Source organism: Pseudacidovorax intermedius, assembly GCF_001476815.1.
GTDB classification, from domain to species: Bacteria; Pseudomonadota; Gammaproteobacteria; order Burkholderiales; family Burkholderiaceae_C; genus Xenophilus; species Xenophilus intermedius_A.
In genome coordinates this window covers 47,424-73,263 of record NZ_LDSL01000130.1, presented here as the reverse complement: position 1 = coordinate 73,263, position 25,840 = coordinate 47,424, and the positions used below count along the sequence as shown (strand labels likewise).

The following is a 25,840-nucleotide window of genomic DNA, read 5'->3' as shown; positions in this document are numbered from 1 at the left end:
CAGGTAGTCGGCCAGCGTCAGCGGCCCGATCACGAGGCGGAACTTGTTCTGGCGATCGGGGACCAGCTCGCCGGCGATGGCACCACGCGCCAACACGCCGGCTTCGGTCGCATGGCCCAGCCGCGTGTGGTCGGTCGGCTCGATCTCGATCCAATGCATGACGAACTCCTGCAGCTCGACCCGCACCTTGAAGAAATGCGCCAGCGTGCCGGCCAGCCCCGCGGGATGTCTGGCCGCGCTGCTGAGGTGCGGCGCCGCGGCCAGGCGCGCGTGCGACGGCAAGCGATTGCGGCGGATCTCCTCCAGATCGTGGCCCGTCAGCCAGGCGATGTAGCGGCTGAAGCGCTCGTCCTGCGCCCGGTCCAGGCCCGCCGCCGCCTGGCCCTGCGCCCAGGCGCGGTAGATCAGCGTGAGGTAGCGGTGGTGGAACAGGTCCAGGAAGTCGGCCAGCGTCGGGTCGCCCTGGTTCTCCCACCGCTCGCGGACGATCTCGGTGTAGTGGATCGGCAGAGGCCCGTTGGGGCCCAGCAGGCCAAGCCCGAAGACACGGACGACCGGCAGATCGGGGTTGTTGCCGCGGCGCGGCGCGGGCATGCCGGCATAGGCGTGGGCGGGCGGCACCTGCCATGCCGGAAGCACCACCTCCGCGATCTCGCGCGGCGCGAAGGCGAGCGACGCGCGCTGGCCCAGGCGCAGCGGCTCCTGCTGCGGCCGGCTGGCCTGACCGATGGGCGGCTGGTCGGAATGCTGGGCGCCGAAGCGGCGCAGCAGGGGGAGGAAACCGTATTTCCAGGGCGCCCGCGCCATCACTTCGAGGGCCGTCGCCGGCACCGCGCCAGGAGGGCTGCCCTGCGTCATCTCCCCAGATTCGCCACCCGGGCGACCATACGCCGCCGTCACTGGCCGAGCATCTGGCATAGCACCGCTCCCGACAACAAGACAAACATCAAGGCGCGAAACAGATCACCGAGTCCGCCTTTCATCTGGTTCACATCACTCATTCCTGCTTGATGGCTGCGAGCCATCCTTGGGTTACTTTCTGGCCCGTGGTGGGCATGTCGCCGAACCTCTTCTGGTCGCGCTCGCGCAACTGCTCGGGTGTGAGGTAGTCACGCCGGATTTCGAGGCGGACCATCCGCGTTGCCGCGTAAGGGTCTTGGTCTCTCGGCTGGGTGTAGTCGAGCAAGGCCTTCACCGTATACGGCGCGTAGGGCGGATTCAGGAGGTCGTACTCGAAGGTGGCTGGCTGGTAGACGATGCCCAGGTGCATGATCACAGCGGGCGGATAGAGGTTGCCCCCGTCGTGAAGCCAGCCTCGCGCGACCTTGAGCTTCAGCAGTTGCTCCAGCCGCTGCCGGTCGAGGTCCATCGGCGGGCTGAATTCGATCTGGAAGTGATAAGGCTCGACATTGCCCTGCGCATCGGTCGTGGCGAGCATGTAGATGCTGGTCCACTGGTTCAGAAAGCAGGCGTCGAAGATGAAGTTGGTCCCACCCCGGTACGCCTGACCGCTCACGATCGCTGGCCGTCGGTCCGTGATCGGAACCAGTCGCGCCAAGCTCTCGAACGGTGCGTCACCTCGAATCACTGTCATCGCCGCGCCAATGAAGTCGATCAGTTGTTCGCGCTGCGCGTCGGTGTAGCGGAAGTTGTCATAGACGGCCTGAGCGGTGCGTTGGCGGACTTGAAAGTCCTCCCAGGCCTTCTTTTTCTCAGCGGGTGTCATCACTCTGTTTTCCTCCTGGGGATTGCCGAACCGCAGTGGAGGCGAGGTCGAACAATCTTGTGCAGAAGCCGGGTTGAGGCAAAGCAGCGCCAGGAGCGCCGTTCCAAAGATGCTTGACCACCTCCTCGCAGGCGAAGCTGTCTTCCTCCCAGGGACGCATGCGGTAGCCAAGACCGCCGGGCACACCCGTCGCCATCTGGTCCACTTCCTATTTCCATTCAGGGCTTGGGCGTCCACCGCAGCGGCTCCTCCGGGCCAATGCCGTCTTCACGCCGGCGCTGACCACAATCGCTGTTCCATTCCTCCGGGAACGTCGGCCAGGTGCAGAGCCGCTCGCTCAGGCAATGCAGGGGCGCCCACAACACGTTCATCAGGAAGTTCACGTTCGTCCCCATCGAAGTGCTGCCCGGCGCCGCGCGGCCGCCGATGCGGTCCAGCACCCGCGATGGCCCCATCACCGTCTCTTCCAAGTGCTGGCTGGGCGTGTGAAAGCCCTTGCGCAGCCATTCGTACTCGTTGGGCTCTGGCACGGCATCCATGCCTTCTTCCATGAAGGTGCGGATGTACTGCCAAAGGTTTTCGCCGGCCATCTTTGGGCCTACCCAGAGAACGTCTTCGCCCTTGCGCTCGGGGTCGTCCTTGTCGAAGGGCGGCCAGTACAACAGCAGCCCCTGGATGCGGAATTCGCCGCCGGCGTTTTCCTGCCGAAAGCGCCGCGCCTGTGGGTCGCGCAGGTCGTCGTGGGTCATGCCGCGGGGGGCACACCAGTTCACGTGGGCCTGAACCCGGTCCCAATCGAGGATCACATTTCCGCCGTAGCGGGCGGGGCGTAAAACGTAAACCTTGCGCGTCGTTCGATTGAAGCGATAACGGGCGCGAAGTGATGTAAAAAAGTTGGGCGCATATTGCAGCGGCCAGAGCATGAAGTTAAACCACAACGCGCCTAGAGGAAAAATCCACACAAACAAAAAGTAAAAGATTTTCTCAAAGCCGAATTTCACGTAGTCGAAGTCGCCAAATCTAATATTTCCCGTAAGAAATATCGCTCCCGCAAAGCCGAATAAAATCAGGCCAAGAAACAACCCGGTCAGCATCAGATCCAAGGATCTATCTTCTTCACCCATGTTCGACAATTCGATGAAATGTTCATTGTGATCGAACAATGTTCTCATCCAGAGCAGCCTGGGCTGAAATTCGGCGGTCTTAGCTTGCCTTTTGGTGGGGATATTTTTAGGCGTCAGCAGAGTTGTGTATTCATTGATGTCTGCAATCAGCTCAACAGCTTCTCGCTGCCCATGATTCTTGCGATGAACGAGAAATCCAGATTCACAGGTAAACATAACCGCTCTTTCACTCGATTTCGGCTAGTGCGTCAGCCTGCAGTTGCTTCGTGAAGGCCACTGCATTGCTGCCAACCCACCCAATAGCAGCAACTGCGCCTTTGCTATCAGGCTTTCCTCTCGAGTGGCTGGCAGGGCCTTGATACGGGCCACGACGGCCGCACTCCAGCACCGCATGCGGGCTGTCGTAAACCGCTTTGGCCATCTCACACGCCGCCCGAAGGCGTTCCACACGCCTAAAGCCCAAACCGAGCACCGTGGGCAGGACTCTGCCGATCTTGTTGCTAGCAGACAGAAGGTTGGTCAGCGTCAGCAAGGGATTCAGGGCCTTGGCGTCCACCGCAGCGGCTCCTCCGGGCCAATGCCGTCTTCACGCCGGCGCTGTCCACAATCGCTGTTCCATTCCTCCGGGAACGTCGGCCACTTACACAGCCGCTCGCTCAGGCAATGCAATGGCGCCCACAACACGTTCATGAGGAAATTAACGTTCGTCCCCATCGAAGTGCTGCTCGGCGCCGCGCGGCCGCCGATGCGGTCCAGTATCCGCGACGGCCCCATCACCGTCTCTTCCATGTGCTGGCTGGGCGTGTGAAAACCCTTGCGCAGCCATTCGTACTCGTTGGGCTCTGGCACGGCATCCATGCCTTCTTCCATGAAGGCGCGGATGTACTGCCAAAGGTTTTCGCCGGCCATCTTTGGGCCTACCCAGAGAACGTCTTCGCCCTTGCGCTCGGGGTCGTCCTTGTCGAAGGGCGGCCAGTACAAAAGCAGCCCCTGGATGCGGAATTCGCCGCCGGCGTTTTCCTGCCGAAAGCGCCGTGCCTGTGGGTCGCGCAGGTCGTCGTGGGTCATGCCGCGGGGGGCACACCAGTTCACATGGGCCTGAACCCGGTCCCAATCGAGGATCACATTGCCACCATAGCGGGCGGGGCGCAAAACGTATACCTTGCGGGTCGTTCGATTGAAGCGGTAACGGGCGCGTAATGAGGTGAAAAAGTTGGGTGCGTACTGCAGAGGCCAGAGCATGTAGTTGAGCCAGAGGACTCCTGTCGTCATGCCTCCTCCAAATAGCATGGAGAGAGTCCACCACTTGCTGAAAATTGGCTCGTCCATTGTCATGAACGTCCAGAAGAAGATGGCGAATCCAAGCATTCCTAGAAGTAGTACGGCCAACAGCACGTCCAACGACCTATCCTCTTCGCCCATGTTTGACAATTCAATGAAGTGCTCATTGCGGTCAAACAGTGTCCGTAGCCAGTTCAATCCCGGCCGATGCTCCGCAGCCTCAGCTTGTCTTTTGCACGAGTGATATTTGGGGGTTAGAAGCGTTGTGTATTCGTTGATGTCCTCAATCAACTCAATAGCTTCTCGCTGCCCATGCTTCTTTCGATAAACGAGAAATCCAGATTCGCAGGCAAACATAGTCGCTCTCTCACTCAAATCTCGGCCAGCGCGTCGGCCTGCACTTGCCTCGCGACGGCCTATAGCCTTGCTGCCCAGTAGCAGCAACCGCGCCGTGGCAATCAACCTTTCGCCCACCGTGGCTGGAAGAGCCTTGAAGCGGGCCACCACCGCCGCCCACAGGGCCGCCTGCGGGCTGTCGTAGACCACCTTGGCCAGCTCACCCGCCGCTTGAAGGCGCGCCAACCGCGTCAGGCCGGAGTCGAAAATCTTAGGCAGATCTTCGCCAAGCTTGTCACAGGCGAACTGGATGCTGGTAATAGTCAGCGATAAATTCAGTGCCGCGGCGTCCACTTCAGTGGCTCCTCAGGTCCAATGCCAATTTCGCGCCGCCGCTGGCCGCAGTCGCTGTTCCATTCTGCGGGAAACGTCGGCCAATAGCACAGCCTTTCTGCCAGCGAGTGAAGCGGCGCCCACAGGACGTTGAGGCCAAAGTTCACAGCCGTGGCGCCTGATAGCTCCTGGCCCGTCATTTGGTCACTAAGCAGCGACCCATGCATTACCGTTTCGCGCATATGTTGCGATGGCGTACTGAATCCTTTTCTTAACCAGTTGTAGTCCGTTGGCGGTGGTACTGCGTCCATCCCTTCTTCCATGAATTTTCGGATGTACTTCCACAGCGGCTCGCCGCTGCCATCCGGGCCAACCCAGATGAGGTCCTCGCCCCGGCGTGCGGGATCGGCAAGATCAAAAGGGGGCCAATAGATAAGTAAGTTGCCTTCAATAGCAGCTGACATATGACGCGCATGTCGGGCCTCTTGACTGCCGGCCAACTGCTCAGGAGTCCATGACTTTGGCGGTGCCCAATTTACATGAGCTCTGGCCCGCTCCCAGTCGAGGACATTGTTGCCACCAAATTTCTTTGGGCGTAGCACATATACTTTTCTACTAATTCTATTAAATCTATAACGAGGACGCAGAGCAGTAAAAAAAACTGCGGAAAACAAATGCTTCCAGAAAAATAAAAATAACCCAGCAGCGCACAGTGTAATTCCGCCACCCGCTATTGCTGCAATTTTCCAGTTTGCAGAAAACGCCTCATAATTTATCAAGTCACTTATTGTTGCCAAACCAACAAAAAATAAAGGCGCTGCGATTATTAGAAAAAGCATAAATCCAAGGGATCTTTTCTCATCGCCTTGATTGCTCATTTCTATAAAATTTTCGTTAAAATCAAGCAATACTCTGCTAAGAAACAGTGAGGGTTCAGGACTTTTTATTTTTTCATATTTTCCCTTGCGATTTATGTTGACATTTTTTTTATCGCACTCCTCGACTATTCCATGCAGGCTAGTGTTGTCGTTAATATCCGCAAAATAATCTAGTGCTTGCTTGCAACCCTGACTGCGTCTTTCTTCAAGATAGCTCAATTCAGTACTGAACATTTTTTACTCTAGGTCGGCAATTGCATTACCGAGACTCCTCAACATCAATTCCTCAGTTCGATGAGGCTCCACCTTACTGCTGCTTTTTCTAAATGGTCCAGCTTCAAGCCAGCCAATCCACTCCTTCTCTTTAATTTCATCTATTACGTAACTCACGAATAATGAGGCAATTGTCAAGTAGATATTTATGCGCATGCACAAAAATATGAGGCGAGCATTCTTGAATTTATATGCAACGGCGAGTCCAGAAACGACCGACCCAGCGCTAGTGATTGCACGCCCGTAATAGGCGTACTGAAGTAAGAGCTTTTCTTCTCTATGCGCCTTTGCTCCATCCAGGATGTCCCAAGTCACTCCCACCACAGTACCGGCCGCCACCCAGTGCGCGGCACCAATTTTCATTGCGGTTAGCCGTAAACTTGACGCTTTTCCCAATTCTGCCGACCATTTGTGAGGTAACCCCTTTGCTTTGATCTCCTCAAGAATGTTCTTTTCATAGAAGTCAGTGCGCCAATTTTTTAGCATTCCCGTGGCTGTCGCAATTTCTCCAGCGGCCTGACTTCCTGCCCTCGGATCGTCCTGACGGCTCGCTGTTCGCCCAAGGACAGGGAGCAGGCTAAACATTTGGAAGATGGCTAGTGCGGAGGGGATACGCATGCCTTGGATGCTTGAATCACCCAGTTGCGTGACAATTTTTTCGGTTCGAGCCTGCAACTTTTCTTGTTGATATTCATACTTCCTGTTCCAGGCTCTGCTTCCCGGTTCGGGATTGCGCTTATTGCTGTATGCAGGGCTGGTTCCTGCCGCACGCATTTCTTCCGCAATTTGCCGCTCTTCCTCTCTCACGTAATTAATTGCTTTTTCGCCCAGTCCGTGCGCCAGCGTGAGGACTTGTCCGCGTGCCAGCCAACGCTCGAATTGAGACACTGGCGCCTTCTTGACTGCATCCACCAACGCGACGCACCATATCGTGTGGACGTTCTTGCGGGCAGTTTCTGCAATTTTCTGGAGTGACTTGAATTTCTGCAACAACGATGTATTGCCGTCGAGTACCTTGTCGACTTCATCAATGATGGTCTGGCTCCCTTCCAGGGTTTTAGGAATCTGGGCAAGCGCGGCACCCATTGCCGCCCACGCCTGTTGCCGTCGCGCATTCTCTTCGGCGCCCTGCACACCTTCCATCACAATGGCGGGTGGCACGGTGTTGTGAATCCGATCCATTACCCGAAGCAATTCGTCGCTGATCTGCTCGTTGTTCAGTGTCGCGATCCGCCATAAAAGGTTGCGAGGGTGGACGTCGAAAATCTGAAGTTGTGCGTACCACTGCCGGCCTCGCGGACTGCTGTCCATCGGCTCAAGAATGGCGCACAGCTGGCCTATGCAGCGCGCGCTGTCACCCGTGGAAATGCCCTGGGGCGTGCGGTCATACCGCCCCAGCGCCGACTCCAGAAACGAAGGCGCGTTCAGCCAGGCAATCAAGTCTTCGGTAATGGCGTTCATTCGCTTGTCGCGCGCCTTGACCTGAGCCAAGTGCTCGCCATCGAAGCGGCGCAGCGCGGCCACGTCGTAGTGCGCCTGGGTGTCGCGCAACGCGCGCGCTGACTCGGCATCGCTGATGAAGCGCCGATCTGACTCGCGCGCACTGATCTGGCTGTCCAGCGCTTCCTTGTTGCGCGCCTCCAGGTCTTTGACAGGCACCTCATGCAATGAGCCGTCCGGGCCTCGCTGCATGACGCTACCGACCGGATAGGGGTGACGGTGACCCAGCACGTCCCGCGTCTCCCGCAGCTTCTCCGTCTTATCGTCGTAGACACGCATCGCGCGCTTGTAGATCGCGGCCTCGACGGTCCCGATGCACTCGCTGGCCGCCTGCTTCCAGGCATTGGTCACCTTGGGGTTCATTGTGTCGGCGGGATCCACCTCGCCCAGCCAGGCGACGTATTCCGATGCGGCTGTTAGATGGTGAAGCGCGAGTTCCTGCGCCATGCCAAATGCGTCTTCGCAGGCAATCACCGCGCCCTTCCCCTCGACCAGCAAGTCCATCATCTTCTTCAGACGCGGACCGTGGCGATTCTCGTAGCGCACGTTGCGCACCTGCGCGACGTAAGGCCCGATGGCCATGCCGGGCGCAGCACCCTGATCAGTGACGGTGACCGCCCCTTCGGCATCGCGCAGCTCGTGCCGTACAGGCTCGAAGTGGCGTCCGTAACGCGCCTCGCTGTAGTCGCCCCAGTCGCGTTCAGCGCCATGCGTGCCCATCAAGCCATAGTGCTGCTCGCAGCCGACCGCCTGAGCATCTAGGTCTTCCAGCGCCGCGAACTCCAGCACGCGAGACGATAGTTCGTGTGGAAGGCAGGTGTCGTTCTGTGCCGTCGCGCCCTTCACCCAACCCGCCACATCGAAGCGCTGCATGTACTTGTCGCGGTTGGGTTCGATGTGCTCTTTGAGATGACGCCAGCTCACGGGGTCGGGGTGAAACATGTAGCGCAGATCCGTGACCGTCTTGGCGTCTTGGATCCACACAAGGCTCATGATCGCCCCGCGCGTCTGCACCTCGCAGGCCGGGTTCGCCTTCGCGTGCTCGGGCAGGTGAGGGTCGAACGACGCGAGGTAACCATGAGGATGCACAACGTAGCCCTGCCACTCCGGCGTGAGGCCAACACGTGCGACTCGGAGGTAAAGGAAGCCCGGCCTCAGCATCCTCACGCCCGGTATGACTGTCTTCATGGCCACGCGGCCCGGTTGCGCCTTCAGGCGGCCCGTCGGCTGCAGCGCCCGCAACACGGCCATCCCTCGTGCCGTGGCGGAAAAGCCGGCTGCATAACGAACAAAAAGCAGCGCTAGGCCCTGACGGCTGCAGTTGGAACAGGGTGTGGTGCAAGGCATGAGGAGCCATCCCGCAGCGTCAGCCGCGCGTAAAAAGGTGGAATAAGGAGGCAAAGCGTGCTTGGGGTTCCGCCGCCAGCGCAGCCTGGATGCGCTTGAGCAGCCGGGCGTTGGCGGGTTGCGCCCAATCGAGCACACGCGACGCCCCTTCATCCCGCTTTTCATGAAGCCAGGTGCATTGGACGTAGTCCTCGGCGCTGGCCCCGGTCAGACCCAGGCCGGCGGCATCGCGCAGTAACTGCGCCATGGTCTGTGCGTCCGGCTGATCCCCTGCCGCAACGCCATGGTCCTCGTAGTCGCGCCAAATGCGATTGGCCGGCGCCCAGGCCCGCATCGCATGCCATTGATTGCTGTCGAAACGGGAGCCCTGGCGATCAATCGGCACAGGCTCAGCAGGGCGCTGGGCATGAAACCATTGCGGCTGCTCCATGGTCGGCATCGGCCCCCAAGGATGAGCCAGTGCGTACCAGTGCTCGACCGGGCCAAGCCAGCGCAATCGCTGCCCGGCCGTGAGCGATGGCCACATCCGCTGCATCACGCGCGGGTCTTGATAGCGAAACAGCACGGAGTCGCCACCGTCCGGTGGCTGCTGATTGCCAAGGCGCACCCAATGGGACGCGATGCGGCTGGCTGGCTGGCGGCTCAACACCAGGGCGCACAAATCCTGGCGGCCAAGTCTGGTAAGAGCCTGGCTCCACGCGAATGCCAGCCATCCTGCCAACACGGCGCGTGCGGAGCAGGTCTTTGGCAAGTCAGCGGCGGCGTGAGGAGCCATGGCAGATGTCAAGGGCACGAGGCATGGCGCTTGAGCCAGTCGATCAATGAATACTTCGTCCGGGACGGCACAACGGCGTTCTGCCATCTCGGGGAACTGGGCAGCTATCGCTTCGGCAACGGGGTTGTCGGCCCACCGATTGAGAAGCAGAAAGGCGTTCACCGCGCATTCGGTCTCCTCCATCGATTCGCTGACGTCGAGGGCAACGGGCGACGCATCGAACTGCGCCCATGCATTCAGGAACTGTGCGAGCAGTTCAGCGAGGGGTGGGTGCTTCACACCGATCTGTGCGTCCGTCATCGCGAGACTGTCCCCGCGGTGCCGTCCGCTTCACGCTCCTGGGTGTCGCAGGCCTTGAAGTTCTGCGGCTGCAAAGGTCGATTGAACGGCCCCATCTGCACATGGCTCGCCGCATGCTCCACCCACGCGCCGGGCGTGCCGTTGACGATGCCCTCGTTGCTCCACTCGGTGAAGCTGCCGCCGCCGTTGACGGTCACGCTGATCGGCGCGGAGATCACGATGCGGTCGGCCGTGCTGCGGATGTGCACGCCCTGGCGCGCCAGGGCCTCCATGGCGTCCTTCTGCGCGTCGATGCGCACGGCGCCGCGGCCCACGATCCACTTCATGCCACCCCGCCGCACGAACAGCCGGATGCCCTGCTTGGCCGCCACCAGCCACCGCTTGCCGGCGCTCAGGCTGGTGTGTCCCTCGCTGTCGATCACCGCATGCTCGGCCGCCTGAAGGTGCACCGATCCCGGCGTGGTGGCCGCCAGGCCCGCGGCACTGGCGAGCAGCAGGTGCGGACTCTGCAGTTCCGGAAAGCGACGTTCGGCGGCGTTGGCCTGGCCGTCGCCACGGATGCCGGCGGTCTGGCCGGCCAGGACTCGCGCGACCTCGGTCTGATCGCCCGCACGCTCCTGCGCGCCCGCCGTCGCAGCGGCATCGGCCAGGCCGGCGTGCTGCGCGTCGGCCGACGTCAGCCGGGCGACGGTCTCGCCCATGCTCTTGGCGTGCCCGGCCGCGTTGGCCCGCCCCTCGGTGGAGATCAGCATGCCGTCCTGCGCCCGCAGCACGCCGTGCCCATCGGTGCGCAGTTCGAAGCCTTCACCCCGTGCCTCTTGGCGCCCCTGGTTGTCTTCGATGCGCGTGATGCTGCCCAGGCTCAGGCTCGAATGCTGGTGGTCGCTCTTGAGCTGCGCCTGGATGCGCCCGGCCGTGTCGTCCATCACCAGGTGGTTGCTGCGCCCTGCCGCGCTGTTGCCGCCGCCTTCGTTCAGTTCCCGGCTTCTGAAGCCCGACAGCGCGCTCTGGCCCGGCAACGCCCACGGCGGCAGGTTCATCTGGTTGTGCACCCGCCCCGTGCAGATCGGCAGGTCCGGATCGCCGGCGATGAAATCGACCACGACCTCCTGCCCGATGCGCGGGATGTGCACGCCGCCCAGCTGGTTGCCCGCCCACGGGCTGGAGACACGCACCCAGCAACTGCTGTGCTGGTTCTCCCGGCCCTGCCGGTCCCAGGGGAACTGCACCTTGATGCGGCCCAGTTCGTCCGTCCACAGGTTCTGCCCCTCGGGGCCCAACACCAGCGCCGTCTGCGGGCCGTGCGTGTGCGGCTTGATCCGCGTGATGTCTGGGCGCAGCGGCTCGGTGATCGGGTGGGCCGTCAGATCGACTTTCACCCGCCAGTCCTGCTGGCGCTCAGGGGCGGCATCCCGGACCTGGCTGTCCGGCCCGGTGTCCTCCACCAGCAGGTCGGTCTCCAGGATCAGGTAGTCGGCATTGGCCGCATCCCTGGGGTGGTTGTGCAGGGTGAAGGTGAAACCCGGCACCATGGCGCGCAGGTTGCCGCTGGCGCGGGCACGGGCGCCCGCGGTGCGCAGCGCCTGCATGCGCAGCCGGGCGATCAGGTCGCCCTCGGCTCGCGGGTCGTTCGGGGACGCTGTCCCGGCGTTCGGCTGAGCGTAGTGGCTGCCACCCAGGCCGGCATGCCAGGCGTAGACCTCGGCATCGGCGAAACCGGTGGGCCGGGCATCGGTGCGGCCGGCGCGCAGGTCGGCGCGGGGGCGGGTGTAGTCGTAGTCGCGGCTGCTGTAGCGCCCGGATGTAAGGCGGCTGTCCGGCACGAAGGCATGCAGGTACTCGGCGTCGAGCTTCCAGCCGGGCGGGTGGTAGTCCACCTGCCGGTAGGCCTGGCTGGGGTTGGGCAGGTAGGCGCCCAGGTGGTCCGAGAGCACCAGGCGGTGCGCACCGCCTGCATGCTCGAAGTGGTAGCTGATGCCCCATTCCTGGCAGAGGCGCTCGAAGAAGGCGAAGTCGCTCTCGTTGAACTGGGTCTGGTAGTCGCGGGTGGGATAGCGCTCGAGCAGGCGCTTGTCGACGGGGAAGGGATAGTCGGCGAGGACGGCGTCGAGGATGTCCACGACGGTGGCGTTCTGGAAGATGCGGCAGTCGGCGTTGAGGGTGGCCAGGTGCAGCCAGGGGCGCAGCACGAGGCGGTACTGCAGGTGGCGGCCTTCCTCGCCGACCAAGGCAGCCTCGGTGATGAGGGCGTTGATCTGGCGGATGCCTGCGCCGACGGCATCCACTGCCTCACCGACCGCACCAGGAAGAAAGTAACCCGAGCCGTCGAGTTCGATCTCGCAGCAGATCTCCCGGCCGATGAGCGCATCGAGGTCGAGGTTGGCGCAGGCCTCGGCCAGGGCGCCGGGGGTCAGGGAATCCGGGGTCTGCAGCAGCAGCTCGTAGCAGAAGAGGGTGTTGACGCCCTCGTGACCGCAGAGCCGCACCGGATGCAGCAGCGGCTCGCCGGCGAAAACGGGCAGCGCGGGCGAGCTCACCCGCAGCGTGTGGACATTGGTCGTTGCCATGACGTTCTCCCTCCTCTTGCTTGGTGGCGCCATCCGCGCACTACACGGCGCCGCGGCTTCCCATTCGCACCGGCCACTGCGCAACCAGGCCGCGCTGCATCGACGTCAGGCGTGTCTGGGTGAACACATTGATGCTCACGTGCCGGGCCAGGTAGTGCTCCAGCACCAGGCCGAACAAATAGGGACTGCCGCCGGAAAATCCCTGCTCGTCCACCGTCAGGGTGCATTGCACGCCCCGGCCATAGACCAGCGGACCGCCACCCGGCAGCCTGCGTGTGACGGGCTCGATGCGGGAGCCGACCAGACTGTCGATCTGCCGCGACTGGGCGTCGTTGCCCGCGGCCGCGAACAGGCGCAGCAGGTCACGCAGCCCCTGCGCACCCTGGCGATGGTCCACGTCGGCCAGCGGCAGGTGGTTGAAGTTGAGCTGGCGGATCAGCCGCCACGCCAGTTCGCGTTCGGCAAAAGGCGGACGCGGCAGGCTGGGGGGACGAATGAGACCCACGGACGCCACCGGCACCGACTGCCCCACCTGCAGGTCGGCTCGCCCGTCGCGCGGCACGAGGGCCGGCAGGTCCCGGTTGGTGAGCAGCGCCCGCACGGAGAGGTAGCGGATGGTGTCCGCATATGGCGCCTCGTGCTGGTCCACCAGCGACAGGAAGACCTCCGTTCCCACATAGGGCGTGCGTGTGCCGTACCGGCGGGCGGTGTCGGACGCCAGGCGGGCTTCGCGCCGCATGCTGAAGTAGCGGCCATGGTTGCCTTCGTCCTGGTTCAGGCTCTGATAGAGCGGCCGGAACTCGACGCCGTCGGCGGTGCGCGCCTGATGGCCTTGTACGCCGCGGACGGCATAGACCTCGAAGTCCATCGGCCGGGAACGGTCCGGCACCAGGTGGAATTCCGGCTGGGCGGCGTTGATCTCCAGCCGGTCTGTGCGCCGTTCGAACAGGTTGACGACGGGCGTGCAAAACAGCGCGAACTGGGCCGCATCGACCACGGCCGCCAGAGCACCTGGCGCGCGGCTGAGCAGCACCACGATTTCCGCTTCGTCGGAAGCGAGTTTCCGCAGGCCCGGGGCCAGCCCATTGAGCGCGAAGAAATAGAAGCGCTCCGGGCAGGCAAAGTATTCGTGGAGCAGGTTGTGGCCATGGAAGCCACGCCATTCCAGCGGCAGCAGCCCCTGGCCCGGCTCCAGGCCATGATGGCCCAGCGCCTGGGACGTCACCACATGCGGCTGCTCGAGCAGCCGGCCAGGGGCACCGGTGAAGGAGGCCACGGCCGAGGTATGGAGCAGTTCGAACACATGCGAGGCCAGCTGCGGATCGCCGCACAGGTAGATCGGCAAGGTGTCCAGCGCGCCCAGGTCCTCGAAGCGCAGGCCCTTCTGCGTGCGAAGACGCAGCCGCAGCGCGCCCGCCACCTGCACATGGGCGGGAAGAAAGCGTTCCAGGCCAGGCATGTCGGGCGGCGCGCCGGTCAGGCGTGCATCGGCGATCTCCACCGGCCAGAGCGTCACGTCCTGGCTGGAGCGGAATTCGCAGGGTGTTTCCTCGCCATCGGGCACGCGGGTATGGAAGGCGGTGTCGCGCGGCACCACGAGCCCGCGCGCCAGGTCCCCCTGCAGTTGGCTGGGATGCAGCTGCGCGACGGCCATCGCCGGCGTGGGACTGAGGTAGTTGGGGTAGAGCACCTCCAGCAGCCGCTGGGTGAAGTTCGGAAACTCGGCGTCCAGCTTGATCTGCATGCGCGCCGACATGAAGCAGAAGGCCTCCACCAGCCGCTCCACATAGGGGTCGGCCATTTCCACGCCATGCATGCCGAGCCGGCCGGCGATCTTGGGATGCGAGGCGGCGAACTCGCGCGCCATCTCCCGCATGTAGATGAGTTCGCGGTTGTAGTAGTCGAGCAGTTGCGGATCCATGGACGTCTCGGGTCAGGCGGTCAATCGGCCGCGTCGGTGCCGCTGCGGTGGCTGCCTGCCACGCGCATGCGGCTGGTCTCCAGGTCGAGCGAGCTGCGCACCGTGAGCTCCACCGGAAAGGGCTTGCAGCCGATCACGGCATGGATCTCGAACAGCAGCACGTTGTAGTCGTCGCCGCCGCCCGCGGGCCGCAGCGGCGTCACCTGCACCGACTCGGGAATCAGCCGCGGCTCGAAATCAGCGATGGCGCGGCGGATGATCTTTTCGATGGCGGCCCAGCGCCGCTCGGAGGCATAGCCGCCTGCCAGCGCCGGCACGCCGAAATTGATCGTCGAGGACGCGGCCGCTGCATGCCGCTCGCGGTCGAGCAGGTTTTCGATGTTGGTGGTGTTGAGCAGATAGGCCAGGTCGCGCTGGACGATGTCGCGCAACTGCGCCACGGTGACAGCGGGCGTGGCCGACGTGCCCTGGCGCCGGCCGGGCGCCTCGTCGCGCAGGCGGTCGAACAGGGTCGGCAGCAGCCGCGCTTCGGCGCGCCAGGGACGCTCGGCCGGGGCGCGCGTGAGCCGCACGCCCGGGTGCATGGCGCGCTCGCCGGCTTCATGGTCGCGGGCCGGGACACTTCGCCGGAATACCGGCTCAGGCCGTGCAGCCGGCGCGCCAACCGTGCCGGCCTCGGTCGGCAGATCGGAAGGCCCGGGTGCCGCCGAGTGCGCGTCGAGCGATGCCGTGCCGCTCATTCGCGACCCCCTTCCGGCGGCAGCGGCTCACGGCTAGCCTGCGCCGCAGTCGCCCTGTCGAATGCCGCGGGACTGTCGGGTGAGAAGGCGTGGTGCTCGCGCCGGGTGAGCGTGGGCAGCGCCGCGGTGTGCACGCGCAGGCTGGCGGCCGGGACGAACAGGCGCAAGACGTCCTCCCTGCCGCCGAGGTCCGTCAACGCATCCTGCCCCGGGCAAGCGAACTGCTCGAGAAAGGCATCGAACTCAGCGCGCGGCTCCAGGATGTCGCGCAGCGACGCGAACTGGCGCGCCTCGCGCCTCAGCTCGTCGAAAGACGGTACGGGCGTTCCGCCGGCCGGGTCGGCGACCGGTGAATCCACCGCCTGCCCTGCCAGTTGCGACGGATCGCGCACGACCCGCACGAACTCCTCATGGAGCCGATCAAGCAGTGAGGGCTGTCCACCGACCGGGGCCACGGGAGCGGGCAACGGCGTCGTGTCCTCGCTTGCAGGCGCAGCATCGGGCTGGACATGCTGAAGCAGCGAGGCGAGCACCTCGTCCGGCCGGCCCGCCTGCCTGCGGTCGAGGCCGATCAGCCCGAAGGCGTCGTCCGCGGCATGCATGGAGTCGAAATCCCGGCGGCCGGGCTGGCCGGTTCCCGCCAGGTCACGCAGGTCGAATGCGCTGTCGTCGATCGGCGCCTCCCTGGCCTGCGGCGCCATCGGCGCCCAGGCCTCCGGAACGACGGCCGCCGGCCACACCTCTCCCCGCTCAATGGCCAGGCGCAGCAGGCCGACTTCCAGGATGTCACCCGGTACCAGGCTGCGCAGCACGCCCGGCCGCAGGCGCCGTCCATTCAAGGTGCAGACGAGCGCAACGCCCTCGTCGCACCATTGCCACGCATCCTCGGCGGCATTCCAGCGCAGATGGCAGGCCCCCGGCAGCGCCAGTTCCGCATCGTGCGCCGGCTCGCCGAGTGCGTGCAGCAGGTCCACCAGGGCCATGCCGTCGACGCCAAGGTCGACCGCCGCGTCGCGCGCTTGCCCGAAGCTGTGAAGCAGCCGAACGCGCAGCGGCATGGGGGCCACGTGATGCGGCCAGGGGGTGGCCTGCGATGTCATGAGGCCACCTTCCACAGAGGTTGCAGGCGTTCCGCGGCCATGACGATGCGCCCGTGTGCATCCTGCTGCCAGAACGCCGCACGTGGTTGGGCGCCATGGAGGCGCTGCGGCCAGTCAGGCCAGGGCAGATGCTGCACACCGTGCAGACTCGCGGCCGGATCGTCCGCCAGCACTTCGCCGTCTGTGCCCGGGTGCATGGCGGTTGTTTCGGGAACCGGTGGACGCACCTGGCCTGGGCTCCGCCCAGAGCCGCCAGACCACAGGCGCCACTGGTCTTCGACCTCTTCCGCCAGCAGGCTCAGCGTGCAGCCGGCGTCGGACCGTGTGCGGCGGGCCAACAGGCGCGCCAGCATCCACTGCCAGCCAAGCGCGCCGCCATCCGCCTGCGAGAAGTGCCGCACCAGCCACTGGCGGGACGCCCGCCGGTACACGATCAACGGGTGCTGGCGCCCCACCTTGTCCTGCGACGCCACCATCGCGCCCAGCACGGCGCCACCGGCACCCAGGCCCAGGCTGGCGGCAGGAAGCACGAAGGCGATCGGCAGCCCGGCGATGCCGGCCCGCGTCACGCCGAGGCCATCCGGTGGCGCTTCCGAAGGCGCCGGCTGCACGGCGCGCAACCAGCCCTCCCAGGCCTCGGCTTCGCGATGGCGAACGCCGCTGCGCACGAAGTCGGCATGCGCGGGAAGACGGCCCCAGATGGCCGGCGGGCTGATCCGCGCAAGAAAGAAACGGCCCCACATCTCAGCCGGCCACCCCGGGGCAGCGAAAGCCGCTCAGCAGATCGCTGTTGAAGGGATTGGGTTGGCTGCCGCTGCTGACATCGAGCACGGCCCGGCGGCCGTCCAGGTTGTATTCCACCGCCGTGTGGCCCGGCGTCGCGGTGCTCACGATCCGCCCCTTGCGCAGCAGACGGACGATGGCCCAGGGGCCCTGGGCCAGGATGGTCGAGCCGGCGGCGGAAATGCGCGGCTGCGCCGTGATCTGCGCCGACACACCCCCGCGCGGCCCCGGCCACTTGACCGCCAGCGGCTCTACCGGCCCGTGCACGTAGCGCTGCGCCTGGCCGTCGATGTCGATGATGAGTTCAGTGATGCTGGGTTCGAGCTCCGTCACGCGCAGATCCATCTTCCAGGACAGCCGGCGCCCATCCGCATCGCGGAACAGCAGATCGCGGACCTGCTGCGCGCGCTGGAAGAACGCCAGGTCCGGGCCGCCCTGCGCCAGCAGCTTGAGCAGTTCGCCCAGCAGCGTGGGGCCTGAGACGGCCGGCGCCGGCGCCACACCGGCGGCGGCGTTCTCCACCCCGACGAGCGCGTTGCCCGTTGCAGGATTCTTGTAGCGCCAGGGGCGCACGCTGGCGTCGACGAACGGCGCCAGGTACTTGGTGAAATAGCTGTCGACGGCGCCGCCCGCACTGAACATCAGCGACACGTCCTCGGCCGACGCGTCCTCGCCGGCGTCGACGAAGGGATAGCGCCCCTGGATGCCGCGCCGGCAGGGCTCGGTGACGTTCAATGCGAACAGGCCCATCAGCCGGTCGAACTGCTGCTGGGCCTGTTTGCGCAGAATGGCCGTGGTGCCATCCAGGACCTTGTCGGCGGCGTTGGTCGCGAGCGCGGTGAGCACCTCACGAAAAGGGGCCGGCAATTTGCCGGCCTCCAGCTTCATGCGTGCGCCCACGTCGGCGCCCCCTGGCGGCAGGCTGCCGGCAGTCATGGCCGTGTCGGCCACCACCAGCACTGTGTAGAGCTCGTTGATCACGCCCAGAATGCTGTCCAGGCTCGCGCGGCCGGTGCCCGGGCCGGTGGCCACCGCCGTCAGGTCGGGCTGGCCGGTCACGATCTCGCGCAGTGCCGCGAACCGGTCGTCGACCAACTGGCGCTCCAGGCGCTCTTCAGGACGGATGCCCAGGTTGCGGGTGAGCTCGCGCGTCTGGCGGTCGATCTGCTCGGTGGCCTTGTCCAGCAGGCCCTTGTTGTCCTGCGGCCCGCCCCCCAGCGGTCGCGACAGGCTGGTTTCTCGCGCCGCGGCACGCGCCAGGCGGGCCAGGGGCGAATCGGGCGCGGCCAGCTGACGCAGCACACTGAGGTCGAAGCCGAGACTGCCGCCGCCCCCCTGGGCACCCACGACGCGGACCGATTCGAGGAAGGTGGTCCAGCGGGCGGCGTACTCGCTCAGGTACTGCCGGCGTACATCCTCCAGCAGCGCCGCATCGCGCGGCGGTCGGCCATCGGCGCCCAACGCCTCGGCCTTGCCATTCGCCATGCTCCGGCCCATCACCCATGCGTCGTCCTGCTGGGCGCGGGCCACGAACTCGGTCAGCCGTTTGTCGAATACCCCGTGGTAGCCGTCATAGGTGAAGAGGCCGGGAATGCCGCTCTCCAGCGGCTCGCCCTCGGCCCTGGCAAAGACTGTGCCGACCTGCGGGCCCACCGCCCGGACGAGGGTGAACTCGGCAGGCGCTTCCAGCGCCATGGCCGACTTGGCACGCTCGTAGACCCGCTGGCTCGAGGTGCTGCTTCCCAGGAAGGCCTGGACTTCGCGCACCAGCACCTCCTTGGGCAGCGATGGCGACTGCACGAGCCGCGCACCCGAGAAGAGCCGCTCGACATGGCCCACCATGGCAGCCCGGCCGCCGAACACTGCTGCGCTCTCGCGTGTTTCCCAGTCCTTGAGCACCCAGGCCCGGACCTCGGCCGCGCCGCCCTGCATGTAGCGCTGCGGATCGTGCAGCAGCTTGTAGGCCCGCAGCGCGGCATAGGCGGCGCGCGCATCCTGCTCCCGAAGGCTGCGCGACAGTTCGTCCTCCATGCGGCCGAGCACCAGCGGCAGCAGCAATTCGTCCTCCAGGCGTGCATACAGCTTGCCGGAGGCATCGACGACCGGCGACGCGCTGTAGAGACCGTACTGGTAGGTCGACGGCGGATTCGACAGGTCCAGCCCTGGATAGGCCGGCAGATCGTAGGCGTCGTCCAGCACCTGCGGCATGGCGGCAGGCGGCACCGGACGGCCGGCCTGCGCAAGCGTGGCGGACAACGCCTTGGCCTTCTGCTCGATGGTCTGCAGGTAGTTGCCGTTGCTGCGGAAGCTCAGTGCGAGGGCTGCCGCGATCCAGAGCAACACGACCACCGACAACGCATGCCCCAGCGTCTGCAGCAGGCGGAAGCGCACTTCCCACCGCAGGTTTGGACGGACGAGATGGGCCTCGGGGATGACGATGCGTGCGAACAGGTCCTGCAGGAAAAAGCCGCGATGGACAAAAGTGCCTGTGCCGTCGGGCGGCACCGGCGCTGACCCGGCGTCCTGCTCCGTCGTTTTTTTCTGGTCGACGGTCCCCTGCCCTTGCTTCTGCCTTTCTTTCTCGGCGGCCTTGATCGTGGCGATCCTCGCGAGCAACCGCTTGAGAATGCCACCCTCCGGCAAGGGCATCGACTGCACCTGGGCGGCACTGGTGAAGTAGACCCCCCGCAGCATGGCCCCGGCCTGGGTGTCGTCGAAGCGAGAGTCGAGGAAGATGCCGTCCAGCACCTCGAACAGTGGCTCGCGCAGTTGCGCGAGTTCCTGCGGCAGGGCGAAGAGCCGCCGCCGCCGCTGGACGTCGAACTCCTCCACCAGCCGGCCGCGCAGCCCGTCGGCAACCCGGCGGTGGATGAGGTCGAACTCGGCCTCCACCTGCTGTCGAATCGCCGAGCGGCCATCCTCCGCGTCGGACGTCCGGCGAGCCGGACGGGCCGCGGCAAAGGGCAAGGTGAAGCCCCAGACCTGTGCGCGGCCTTCGCTGGTGAGCGACTGGAAATATTCCTCGAAGCCACCGAGCTGATCCGCCATGGTGACCATGACATAGACCGGGAAACGGATGCCGAGCTCGCTGCGCAACTCGGCAAGCCGGTCGCGCAGCTGGGCCGCATGGTCGATGCGCTCGTCGGGACTGAGGCGCCTGAGCTCCTTCACGCTCAGCACCACGATGACGCCGTTGATCGGCGCACGGGGCCGGTGCTTGCGCAGCAAGGCGAGGAAGCCGCCCCACTCCGCCGCATCCCGCTGCCTGTCGCTCTGCTGCGTCGTGTAGCGGCCGGCGGTGTCGATGAAGACCGCCTCGTTGGCGATCCACCAGCTGCAGTTCATCGTCCCGCTGTTGGCACTCAGCGCCGCGGCCCGTGTGATGTGCCCCGTCTGTCGCGAGGCAGGGAACTGCAGGCCGGCGTTCAACAGCGCCGTGGTCTTGCCGGCGCCCGGACTGCCCACGATCATGTACCAGGGCAACTCGTAGACGAATCGCCGGGCCTCGAAGACGCGGCGCAGGAAGCCGCCGCGCAACTGCAAGCCCTTGAGCTGTCGCAGCGCCTGGTAGACCGATTCGTTGACCGCCTTCAGCCCTTCGGTGCCCTGCTCCGCCGCACTGGCGCCGGAGCCGAAGTTCAACACCTTCTTCAGGAACTCGGTGTCGGTCCGCATGGCCTGCCAGAGCCGATAGATGCCGTACAGCAGGCACAGGCCAAGGATCAGCCCGATGAGGCCCAGCCTGGGCCCTACGGCCTTCAACGGCGCCACGTTGCCAAGGGCGAGCAAGGGTCCGACTTCCCACACGAGCAGGCAGAGCGCGGGAATGGCTGCCAGCCTGACCGGCCAGGCCGCCAGCCACAGGCCGAGCGTGAGCAGCAGCATCAGGATGAGCGCCACGCGCAGCATGGGCGATGCCAAGGGGCGGGCACCGGCGAAGACCAGCAGCGGACCGACGAACCAGATGGCGAGCGCCAGCGCAGCCACCACGAGGAAGCCGAGGACCTGGCGGCTGACCAGGAACTTGAGAAACTGAATGAGCTGTTGCATGGATGTGGATGTCTTTTTCAGCGCGGGACCGCCGCGGGTGCCAGCCCTGCGGCACTGCCCGGCACCGGGCCGGTCGTACGCACCGTGGAACCCGACGCAGGCGTCTTCGTAGTGACCGATGCGGCGGATACTGGCGTCCGCGCTGCGTCGGTGGCGGGCGCCGTCGCCGTCGGCACCCGCACTTCATCCACCACGATGTCGACCCGGCGGTTCTTGGCCCGGCCCGAAGGCGTGGCGTTGTCCGCCACAGGCTGGCTGTCGCCACGGCCCTCGACGCGGATGCGGGCGGACTCGACGCCGCGCTGCTTGAACAGCGCGGCCACCGCCTGTGCGCGCCGCTCGCTGAGCACCTGGTTGCTGGCGAATTCGGAGGTGCGGATCGGCACGCTGTCCGTGTGGCCGATGATCTGCACCGTGCCGGGCACGCGCCGGATCTCGTCGGCGACCTTGTTCAACACCGGCTGGATCTGCGCCGTCAGCAGGGCCCGGCCGGGCATGAACATGCCGTCGCCGGCGAAGCTCACGGCACTGTGGTTGCGCTCCTCCTGGACGCTGACGAGGCCCGCGGTGATCTCCGAAGCCAGAAGCTGCCGCAGCCGCAGCGGCGCCACGGCCGGCACCCCCGGCTGCGCGGCGGCCTCCCCCTCGGCCACGCGCACGGACGAGATGCGCTGCTCGACCGCCTGGATGCGGTGCTCCAGCTGGTAGCGGTACCACGCGAAAAGCCCCATGGCCGCTGCACAGGCTGCCATGGCCGTGAGCCAGACGGGAATCCGGCGCAGAAGGCCAAGCTGGCCGGCAGCCTCGCCACGCCAGTGCGGGGACAGCGCCTGAGGCACTTCGCCGCGGGTCGCCGTCAGCTGGCTGTACAGCCGCTGGCGGATGGTCTCCAGCTGCCGCGGCCCGTTGCCGGGCGTGCTGAAGCGGCCTTCGAAACCCAGTCCGAGCAACTGGTACATGAGTTCGAGCAGATCGGCATGGTCCTGCGGACTCGCCGCCAGCCGGCCGATGAGCAGGAAGAACTTGTCGCCGCCCTTGGTGTCGCCATGGAACTGGTCGGCCAGGGGGTCTGCGGCCCATACGCCGGCGTGGCTCGTCACGGCACCGCCCCAGGCTGTGCTGCTGGCCGCTTCGTCCAGCGCCGTACAGAGCGCATAGCTCGCCGCCACCGCATGCTCGTGCCGGATGCGCGCATCGCTGCACAGCGCCTGAAAGCTTGCCACCTCGCGCTCCAGCAGCTTGCGCAGAAGGTCCACGCCTTCAGGCTCGAGCGTCTCGGGCATGTCCGTGAGCATGCGAAGCAGCGGCTGCGCGGCTTCCAGCAGCGGGTTGGGCGCGGAGCGCACGGCATGCAGACGCTCGGCAGGCACGGGCCCCGGCTCGAAGCCGACGAAGGCGTCGGACGCGCGGCCCGGTTCCTTGCCTCGGCCCGGCGCAGCACCGTCGCTGTCTGTCTCGGCATGCCGAACGTCATCAGTCTCTGGAAAGGAATCGTTCGATTGCATAAATCACGGATCAACGGAAGAAAGGAGCGCGCTACAGTGCCGGCCCGACAACTCGAGGGTCATGCAGCGCATTCGGAGCCGTCATTGACGATCCGACCGAAACGGCTGTTGCGGATGTGGCTGGTCTTCATGCGGCCCTCGACCATTCGCCAGAGCCCGCTGCCTTGGCAGCCGTCGATCACCAGCGTCGCCGCCAGCGGGGCCCCGCGCCCTGCCCGACGACCTATGGCGAAGCTCATGTCCGAGAAGCGGCAGCCTTCCAGCGACATGGCCGTCCCTCCGACCAGCACCTCGCCGCTGCCTGTGCAGTTGCGAAAGACGACTTCGCCGGTGCAGCCGATGCCGCGGAAAGACTGCGGTGCCGCTGAGCCGCCGTTGAAACTGCAGTTCTGGAACAGGACATCGCTGCTGCCGTCGCGGCCGCAGAAGACCGAACGGCCCTGGCTGCTGCAGTCCATGAACTTCACCGCCGTCATGACGCCGAAATCGTGGTCCGGGCCGGTGAAGCGGCAGTTCATGAATTTGCAGCCGCTCATGGCCGCGAGGGCCACATTGCCGTCGCCCCCGAAGACGCAGTCGACGAAGCTGATGTCGCTCCAGGCGATGCCGGAGAACATGCCGGGCGTCATGTCGGCACCAGCCACGGTGATGCCGCCGCCGCCGGCAGACAGCACGGCATATTCCTTGGCCATGGCCGTGATGGGCGTGCTCATGCGCCGCCTCCGCGCTGCGACCGGGCGTGAGGAGCGTGGTGCCGGACCATCAACGCTCCCGAACGCCCCACAACTCGAGCTGCAGCCCAGGGAACTCACCCGCCAGGTGCAGCGCCAGGCCGCCCGACTTGAGCAACTGGTCCCACAAAGGTCCTCTGCCGTCGAGTTGGAAGTAGACGAATCCCGCGTTGAACGGGATCTGGCGCGGCGCAACGGGCAAGCCCTGCAACGCGATACCCGGCAGATGCGAGCGCAGCAACTCGGTCAGCCGGTCGCTCGGCCCGACCTTGCAGCGCGCCGCGAACTGCGCGGCCAACTGGTCGGCGGGCAGGTGCGCCGCCACGGCGAGGACCAGGGCCGCGTATTCCTTCAACTGCGTCGGCTCGATGCTCGCCACCCGCACGCCGTTGGGCCGCGGCTCCAGCGCGATGCTCTGCGCGCTGCGCACCAGCACATCGTTGAGCTGCGACTGCAGGTCCGAAATGAGGTGGCGGAACGACGCATAGGGCTGCAGATGCGCATACGACGGCAGTACGGCCGGCCGGCGCGTCGCGCCACGCACATAGGTCGACAGCTCGCCGCTCATCATCCGCAGCGCGGTGTGAATCTGCTCCGGCGCGGTTTCGCGCACCAGCGTCCAGTGCTCCAGCAGCGGCTCGTAGCGGTTGAGGATCTGCAACAGCAGGAAGTCGGAAACCTCGGCCGCCTGCGACGCCTTGCCATCGCTGGCCGTCAAACGGTGGGCCAGCGATTGCGCGCGCAGCCGGCACAGTCCATGCAGGTGAACGATCCAGTCGGTCAGCAGGCCGCTGGCGCCGTAGCCCGTCACCGGCGGAATGAGGTCGGGATCGAGCGCGATGCTGCCGTCCGAGCGGATCTGCGTGACACGGGCGAGCGGCAGGCCGATCCAGCCTTCGGTAAGTTCGCGCTCGGGCAGCAGGCGCAGCCGGAGATGCGAAAGCTGGACCGTCTTCGGGCCCTGGCCGAAGGAATTGGAATCACGCAGTTCGGTGTCGAAGACCGCGAAGCGAGCGAGCGACGTCCCCGCGTTGCCTGGGTCCTCGAATGCCGTCTCCTCGCCATTGGGCATGCGGATGGGAACGGCCAGATGAATGACCTGCTCGAGGTGCTCAGGCCGGATGGTCAGGGGCGGTGGCAGCGGCGCATGCGCCGGTGTCTCGAACGGCGTGCCATCCGCAAAGACGCCACTCGCGCCCGCGAGCACCACTTTGCCCAGCGCCAGCGATTCGCTGTCGATGGCGAAATGGCTGAAGCCCCAGAAGAATGCAGTCAGCGTCGCCGCGCGGCGGTGCGCCACATGCTCGAGGTAACGCTCCTGCTGCTGAAACAGCTGGGGGCGAAGAAACAGGCCTTCGCTCCATGCGACCTTGTTGTACCAACTCATCGGGACATCCGTGAAACTTTGGGGGAGCCGCTAGTCCAGCGGAACGATGCGGATGCCGCGGGCCTGCAACTGGATCTGCAGCTTGGCCTTGTTGGCGGGCAGCACGGCCCGATACCACGCGGCTTCGGGGGCCGGGTCGATCTTCTGGACGGCTCGCCAGTCGGACTGCGCCAGGTTCTTGTAGCCCGCGATCACGCCGATGGCGGCGACGTCCGGGTGCGACCAGCGGCGCACCACACGCACCTCGCCAGGGCGCATCACGAATTCGTCGCGCACCAGCAGGTCGTCCCCGAGCACGGCCTTGTCGTTCTTCTGCAGCGAGAAATAGTCGGTGGACTGAAAAGTGCCCTCCGACTTGAGTTCGTAGATGCGCACGGCAATGGGCGCGCCCTGCCCTTTCTCGTCCTGGTTGACGTCGTCCGCCGCAGCGATGCGCAGCTCGAGGCGGGTCTGTTCGCGGGCATGGGCGAACTGGGCAGTGGCCGTACCGGCCAAGGCCAGAAGAAGTGCGCCGCCCAGCAGGCGCGCGCGCAAAAGGAAGAACGCAGGAAATGCGAGCATGTGATACCCATTGCTGTCTACGAGACGGCCCCAGGCGCAGGAGATGCAGCATCCCCACCGCCCAGGACCGCGGCAGCGCCGCCACGTGCCGTGGCGGCGCCGTTCTCCGGGCCTTACATTTCCTTGTTGGCCTTGATGTCATAGCCCGCGGTAACAGCGCCGCCGCTGCCACCCTGCGCGTTCTGCACGGCGTACTCCTGCTTCACCTTGGTGAAGGACAGGCCAACGCGCTCGCGCACGCGCAGGTCGTCCGTGTTGGAGCCGTGGGGCTGCACGCTCGTGATGATCACGTCGGTGAAGGTGAACTTCAGGTACTCGAGCGGACTGCCGCCCGCCTTGCGAACTACCAGTTTGGCCTCGGGCACGTGCTTGCCGGTCAGGCAGTACTTCATGAGGTTGGGACTGGCGCGGTCGACATAGTGCGTGAACTCCAGGTCTTCGACCGTGGCCTTGCCTGCACCACCGCCGGAGCCCGAATGCATCATCGATTCCTGCATCACCTTCCATTCGAAGGCGAGCACCTCGATCTCGTTCTTGTGGTCGGCGTCGAGGGCCTCGCCTTCGATGCCGTTGATCTTCAGAAAGATGTCCTGAGACATGGTTTACTCCCTGGGCGATTTCG

At 65.2% G+C, this 25,840-nt stretch carries 19 protein-coding genes; all 19 read right to left on the bottom strand.

Annotation, left to right across the window (positions count from 1 at the left end):
- Positions 1–858, bottom strand: an 858-nt coding sequence (tssG, locus tag NS331_RS19290) for a type VI secretion system baseplate subunit TssG (RefSeq protein ID WP_058643578.1), incomplete at its 3' end; no start/stop codon positions are given.
- Positions 859–997: 139 nt separating this feature from the next.
- Positions 998–1,729 carry a hypothetical protein gene (locus tag NS331_RS19285; protein ID WP_153012936.1) on the bottom strand — a complete coding sequence of 244 codons (732 nt, stop codon included), beginning with the start codon at positions 1,727–1,729 and terminating at the stop codon, positions 998–1,000.
- Positions 1,730–1,944: 215 nt separating this feature from the next.
- The gene (locus tag NS331_RS19280; RefSeq protein WP_058643576.1) at positions 1,945–3,066 is read right to left on the bottom strand and encodes a hypothetical protein; all 1,122 of its coding nucleotides are present in this window, start codon (positions 3,064–3,066) and stop codon (positions 1,945–1,947) included.
- Positions 3,067–3,076: 10 nt separating this feature from the next.
- Positions 3,077–3,406: a hypothetical protein gene (locus NS331_RS26265; RefSeq protein ID WP_193758156.1), complete on the bottom strand. Its 330-nt coding sequence runs from the start codon at positions 3,404–3,406 to the stop codon at positions 3,077–3,079.
- Entirely contained in the window at positions 3,388–4,821 is a 1,434-nt protein-coding gene (locus NS331_RS19275; RefSeq protein WP_242873823.1) for an MFS transporter, read from the bottom strand. Before NS331_RS19275 ends, NS331_RS26265 begins: the two co-directional genes overlap by 19 nt.
- Positions 4,803–5,912 carry a hypothetical protein gene (locus tag NS331_RS25745; RefSeq protein WP_082702623.1) on the bottom strand — a complete coding sequence of 370 codons (1,110 nt, stop codon included), beginning with the start codon at positions 5,910–5,912 and terminating at the stop codon, positions 4,803–4,805. The genes NS331_RS19275 and NS331_RS25745 overlap by 19 nt, the downstream gene beginning before the upstream one ends.
- A 3-nt stretch (positions 5,913–5,915) precedes the next feature.
- Positions 5,916–8,798, bottom strand: coding sequence for a T6SS effector BTH_I2691 family protein (locus NS331_RS19270; protein WP_058643575.1), 2,883 nt, complete (start codon positions 8,796–8,798; stop codon positions 5,916–5,918).
- Between the two features lie 19 nt (positions 8,799–8,817).
- Positions 8,818–9,873, bottom strand: a complete 1,056-nt coding sequence (locus NS331_RS19265; RefSeq protein ID WP_058643574.1) for a DUF4123 domain-containing protein — start codon at positions 9,871–9,873, stop codon at positions 8,818–8,820.
- Complete coding sequence (locus NS331_RS19260; protein ID WP_058643573.1) at positions 9,870–12,440, bottom strand: type VI secretion system Vgr family protein; 2,571 nt, start codon at positions 12,438–12,440, stop codon at positions 9,870–9,872. Before NS331_RS19260 ends, NS331_RS19265 begins: the two co-directional genes overlap by 4 nt.
- 40 nt (positions 12,441–12,480) lie before the next feature.
- On the bottom strand, positions 12,481–14,361 hold the full coding sequence (tssF, locus tag NS331_RS19255; RefSeq protein WP_058643572.1) for a type VI secretion system baseplate subunit TssF: 1,881 nt from the start codon (positions 14,359–14,361) through the stop codon (positions 12,481–12,483).
- A 20-nt stretch (positions 14,362–14,381) separates the two neighbouring features.
- The gene (gene tssE / locus NS331_RS19250; protein WP_058643571.1) at positions 14,382–14,945 is read right to left on the bottom strand and encodes a type VI secretion system baseplate subunit TssE; all 564 of its coding nucleotides are present in this window, start codon (positions 14,943–14,945) and stop codon (positions 14,382–14,384) included.
- A gap of 152 nt (positions 14,946–15,097) precedes the next feature.
- A complete protein-coding gene (locus tag NS331_RS19245; protein ID WP_058643570.1) occupies positions 15,098–16,201 on the bottom strand; it encodes a TagK domain-containing protein in 1,104 nt (367 codons plus the stop codon).
- Complete coding sequence (gene tagF / locus NS331_RS19240) at positions 16,198–16,944, bottom strand: type VI secretion system-associated protein TagF (protein WP_058643569.1); 747 nt, start codon at positions 16,942–16,944, stop codon at positions 16,198–16,200. The genes NS331_RS19245 and tagF overlap by 4 nt, the downstream gene beginning before the upstream one ends.
- A gap of 1 nt (position 16,945) precedes the next feature.
- Positions 16,946–21,034, bottom strand: a complete 4,089-nt coding sequence (gene tssM, locus NS331_RS19235) for a type VI secretion system membrane subunit TssM (RefSeq protein WP_058643568.1) — start codon at positions 21,032–21,034, stop codon at positions 16,946–16,948.
- A 17-nt stretch (positions 21,035–21,051) separates the two neighbouring features.
- Positions 21,052–22,404, bottom strand: coding sequence for a type VI secretion system protein TssL, long form (gene tssL / locus NS331_RS19230; RefSeq protein WP_242873822.1), 1,353 nt, complete (start codon positions 22,402–22,404; stop codon positions 21,052–21,054).
- A 194-nt stretch (positions 22,405–22,598) separates the two neighbouring features.
- Complete coding sequence (locus NS331_RS19225; RefSeq protein ID WP_058643566.1) at positions 22,599–23,252, bottom strand: hypothetical protein; 654 nt, start codon at positions 23,250–23,252, stop codon at positions 22,599–22,601.
- 49 nt (positions 23,253–23,301) lie between these two features.
- Positions 23,302–24,657 (bottom strand): type VI secretion system baseplate subunit TssK, encoded by a 1,356-nt coding sequence (gene tssK / locus NS331_RS19220; protein WP_058643565.1) that lies wholly within the window; start codon positions 24,655–24,657, stop codon positions 23,302–23,304.
- A 30-nt stretch (positions 24,658–24,687) separates the two neighbouring features.
- Positions 24,688–25,218, bottom strand: coding sequence for a type VI secretion system lipoprotein TssJ (gene tssJ / locus NS331_RS19215; protein ID WP_082702622.1), 531 nt, complete (start codon positions 25,216–25,218; stop codon positions 24,688–24,690).
- A gap of 113 nt (positions 25,219–25,331) precedes the next feature.
- A complete protein-coding gene (locus NS331_RS19210) occupies positions 25,332–25,817 on the bottom strand; it encodes an Hcp family type VI secretion system effector (RefSeq protein WP_058643563.1) in 486 nt (161 codons plus the stop codon).
- Positions 25,818–25,840: the final 23 nt, after the last annotated feature.

What these genes read in the sequence shown, in the direction of transcription:
- NS331_RS19280 (WP_058643576.1), bottom strand. Translation starts at nt 3,066, where the DNA reads ATGTTTACCTGTGAATCTGGATTTCTCGTTCATCGCAAGAATCATGGG.
- NS331_RS25745 (WP_082702623.1), bottom strand. Translation starts at nt 5,912, where the DNA reads ATGTTCAGTACTGAATTGAGCTATCTTGAAGAAAGACGCAGTCAGGGT.
- NS331_RS19270 (WP_058643575.1), bottom strand. Translation starts at nt 8,798, where the DNA reads ATGCCTTGCACCACACCCTGTTCCAACTGCAGCCGTCAGGGCCTAGCG.
- NS331_RS19265 (WP_058643574.1), bottom strand. Translation starts at nt 9,873, where the DNA reads ATGACGGACGCACAGATCGGTGTGAAGCACCCACCCCTCGCTGAACTG.
- NS331_RS19260 (WP_058643573.1), bottom strand. Translation starts at nt 12,440, where the DNA reads ATGGCAACGACCAATGTCCACACGCTGCGGGTGAGCTCGCCCGCGCTG.
- tssF (WP_058643572.1), bottom strand. Translation starts at nt 14,361, where the DNA reads ATGGATCCGCAACTGCTCGACTACTACAACCGCGAACTCATCTACATG.
- tssE (WP_058643571.1), bottom strand. Translation starts at nt 14,945, where the DNA reads ATGCACCCGGGCGTGCGGCTCACGCGCGCCCCGGCCGAGCGTCCCTGG.
- NS331_RS19245 (WP_058643570.1), bottom strand. Translation starts at nt 16,201, where the DNA reads ATGACATCGCAGGCCACCCCCTGGCCGCATCACGTGGCCCCCATGCCG.
- tagF (WP_058643569.1), bottom strand. Translation starts at nt 16,944, where the DNA reads ATGTGGGGCCGTTTCTTTCTTGCGCGGATCAGCCCGCCGGCCATCTGG.
- tssM (WP_058643568.1), bottom strand. Translation starts at nt 21,034, where the DNA reads ATGCAACAGCTCATTCAGTTTCTCAAGTTCCTGGTCAGCCGCCAGGTC.
- NS331_RS19225 (WP_058643566.1), bottom strand. Translation starts at nt 23,252, where the DNA reads ATGAGCACGCCCATCACGGCCATGGCCAAGGAATATGCCGTGCTGTCT.
- tssK (WP_058643565.1), bottom strand. Translation starts at nt 24,657, where the DNA reads ATGAGTTGGTACAACAAGGTCGCATGGAGCGAAGGCCTGTTTCTTCGC.
- tssJ (WP_082702622.1), bottom strand. Translation starts at nt 25,218, where the DNA reads ATGCTCGCATTTCCTGCGTTCTTCCTTTTGCGCGCGCGCCTGCTGGGC.
- NS331_RS19210 (WP_058643563.1), bottom strand. Translation starts at nt 25,817, where the DNA reads ATGTCTCAGGACATCTTTCTGAAGATCAACGGCATCGAAGGCGAGGCC.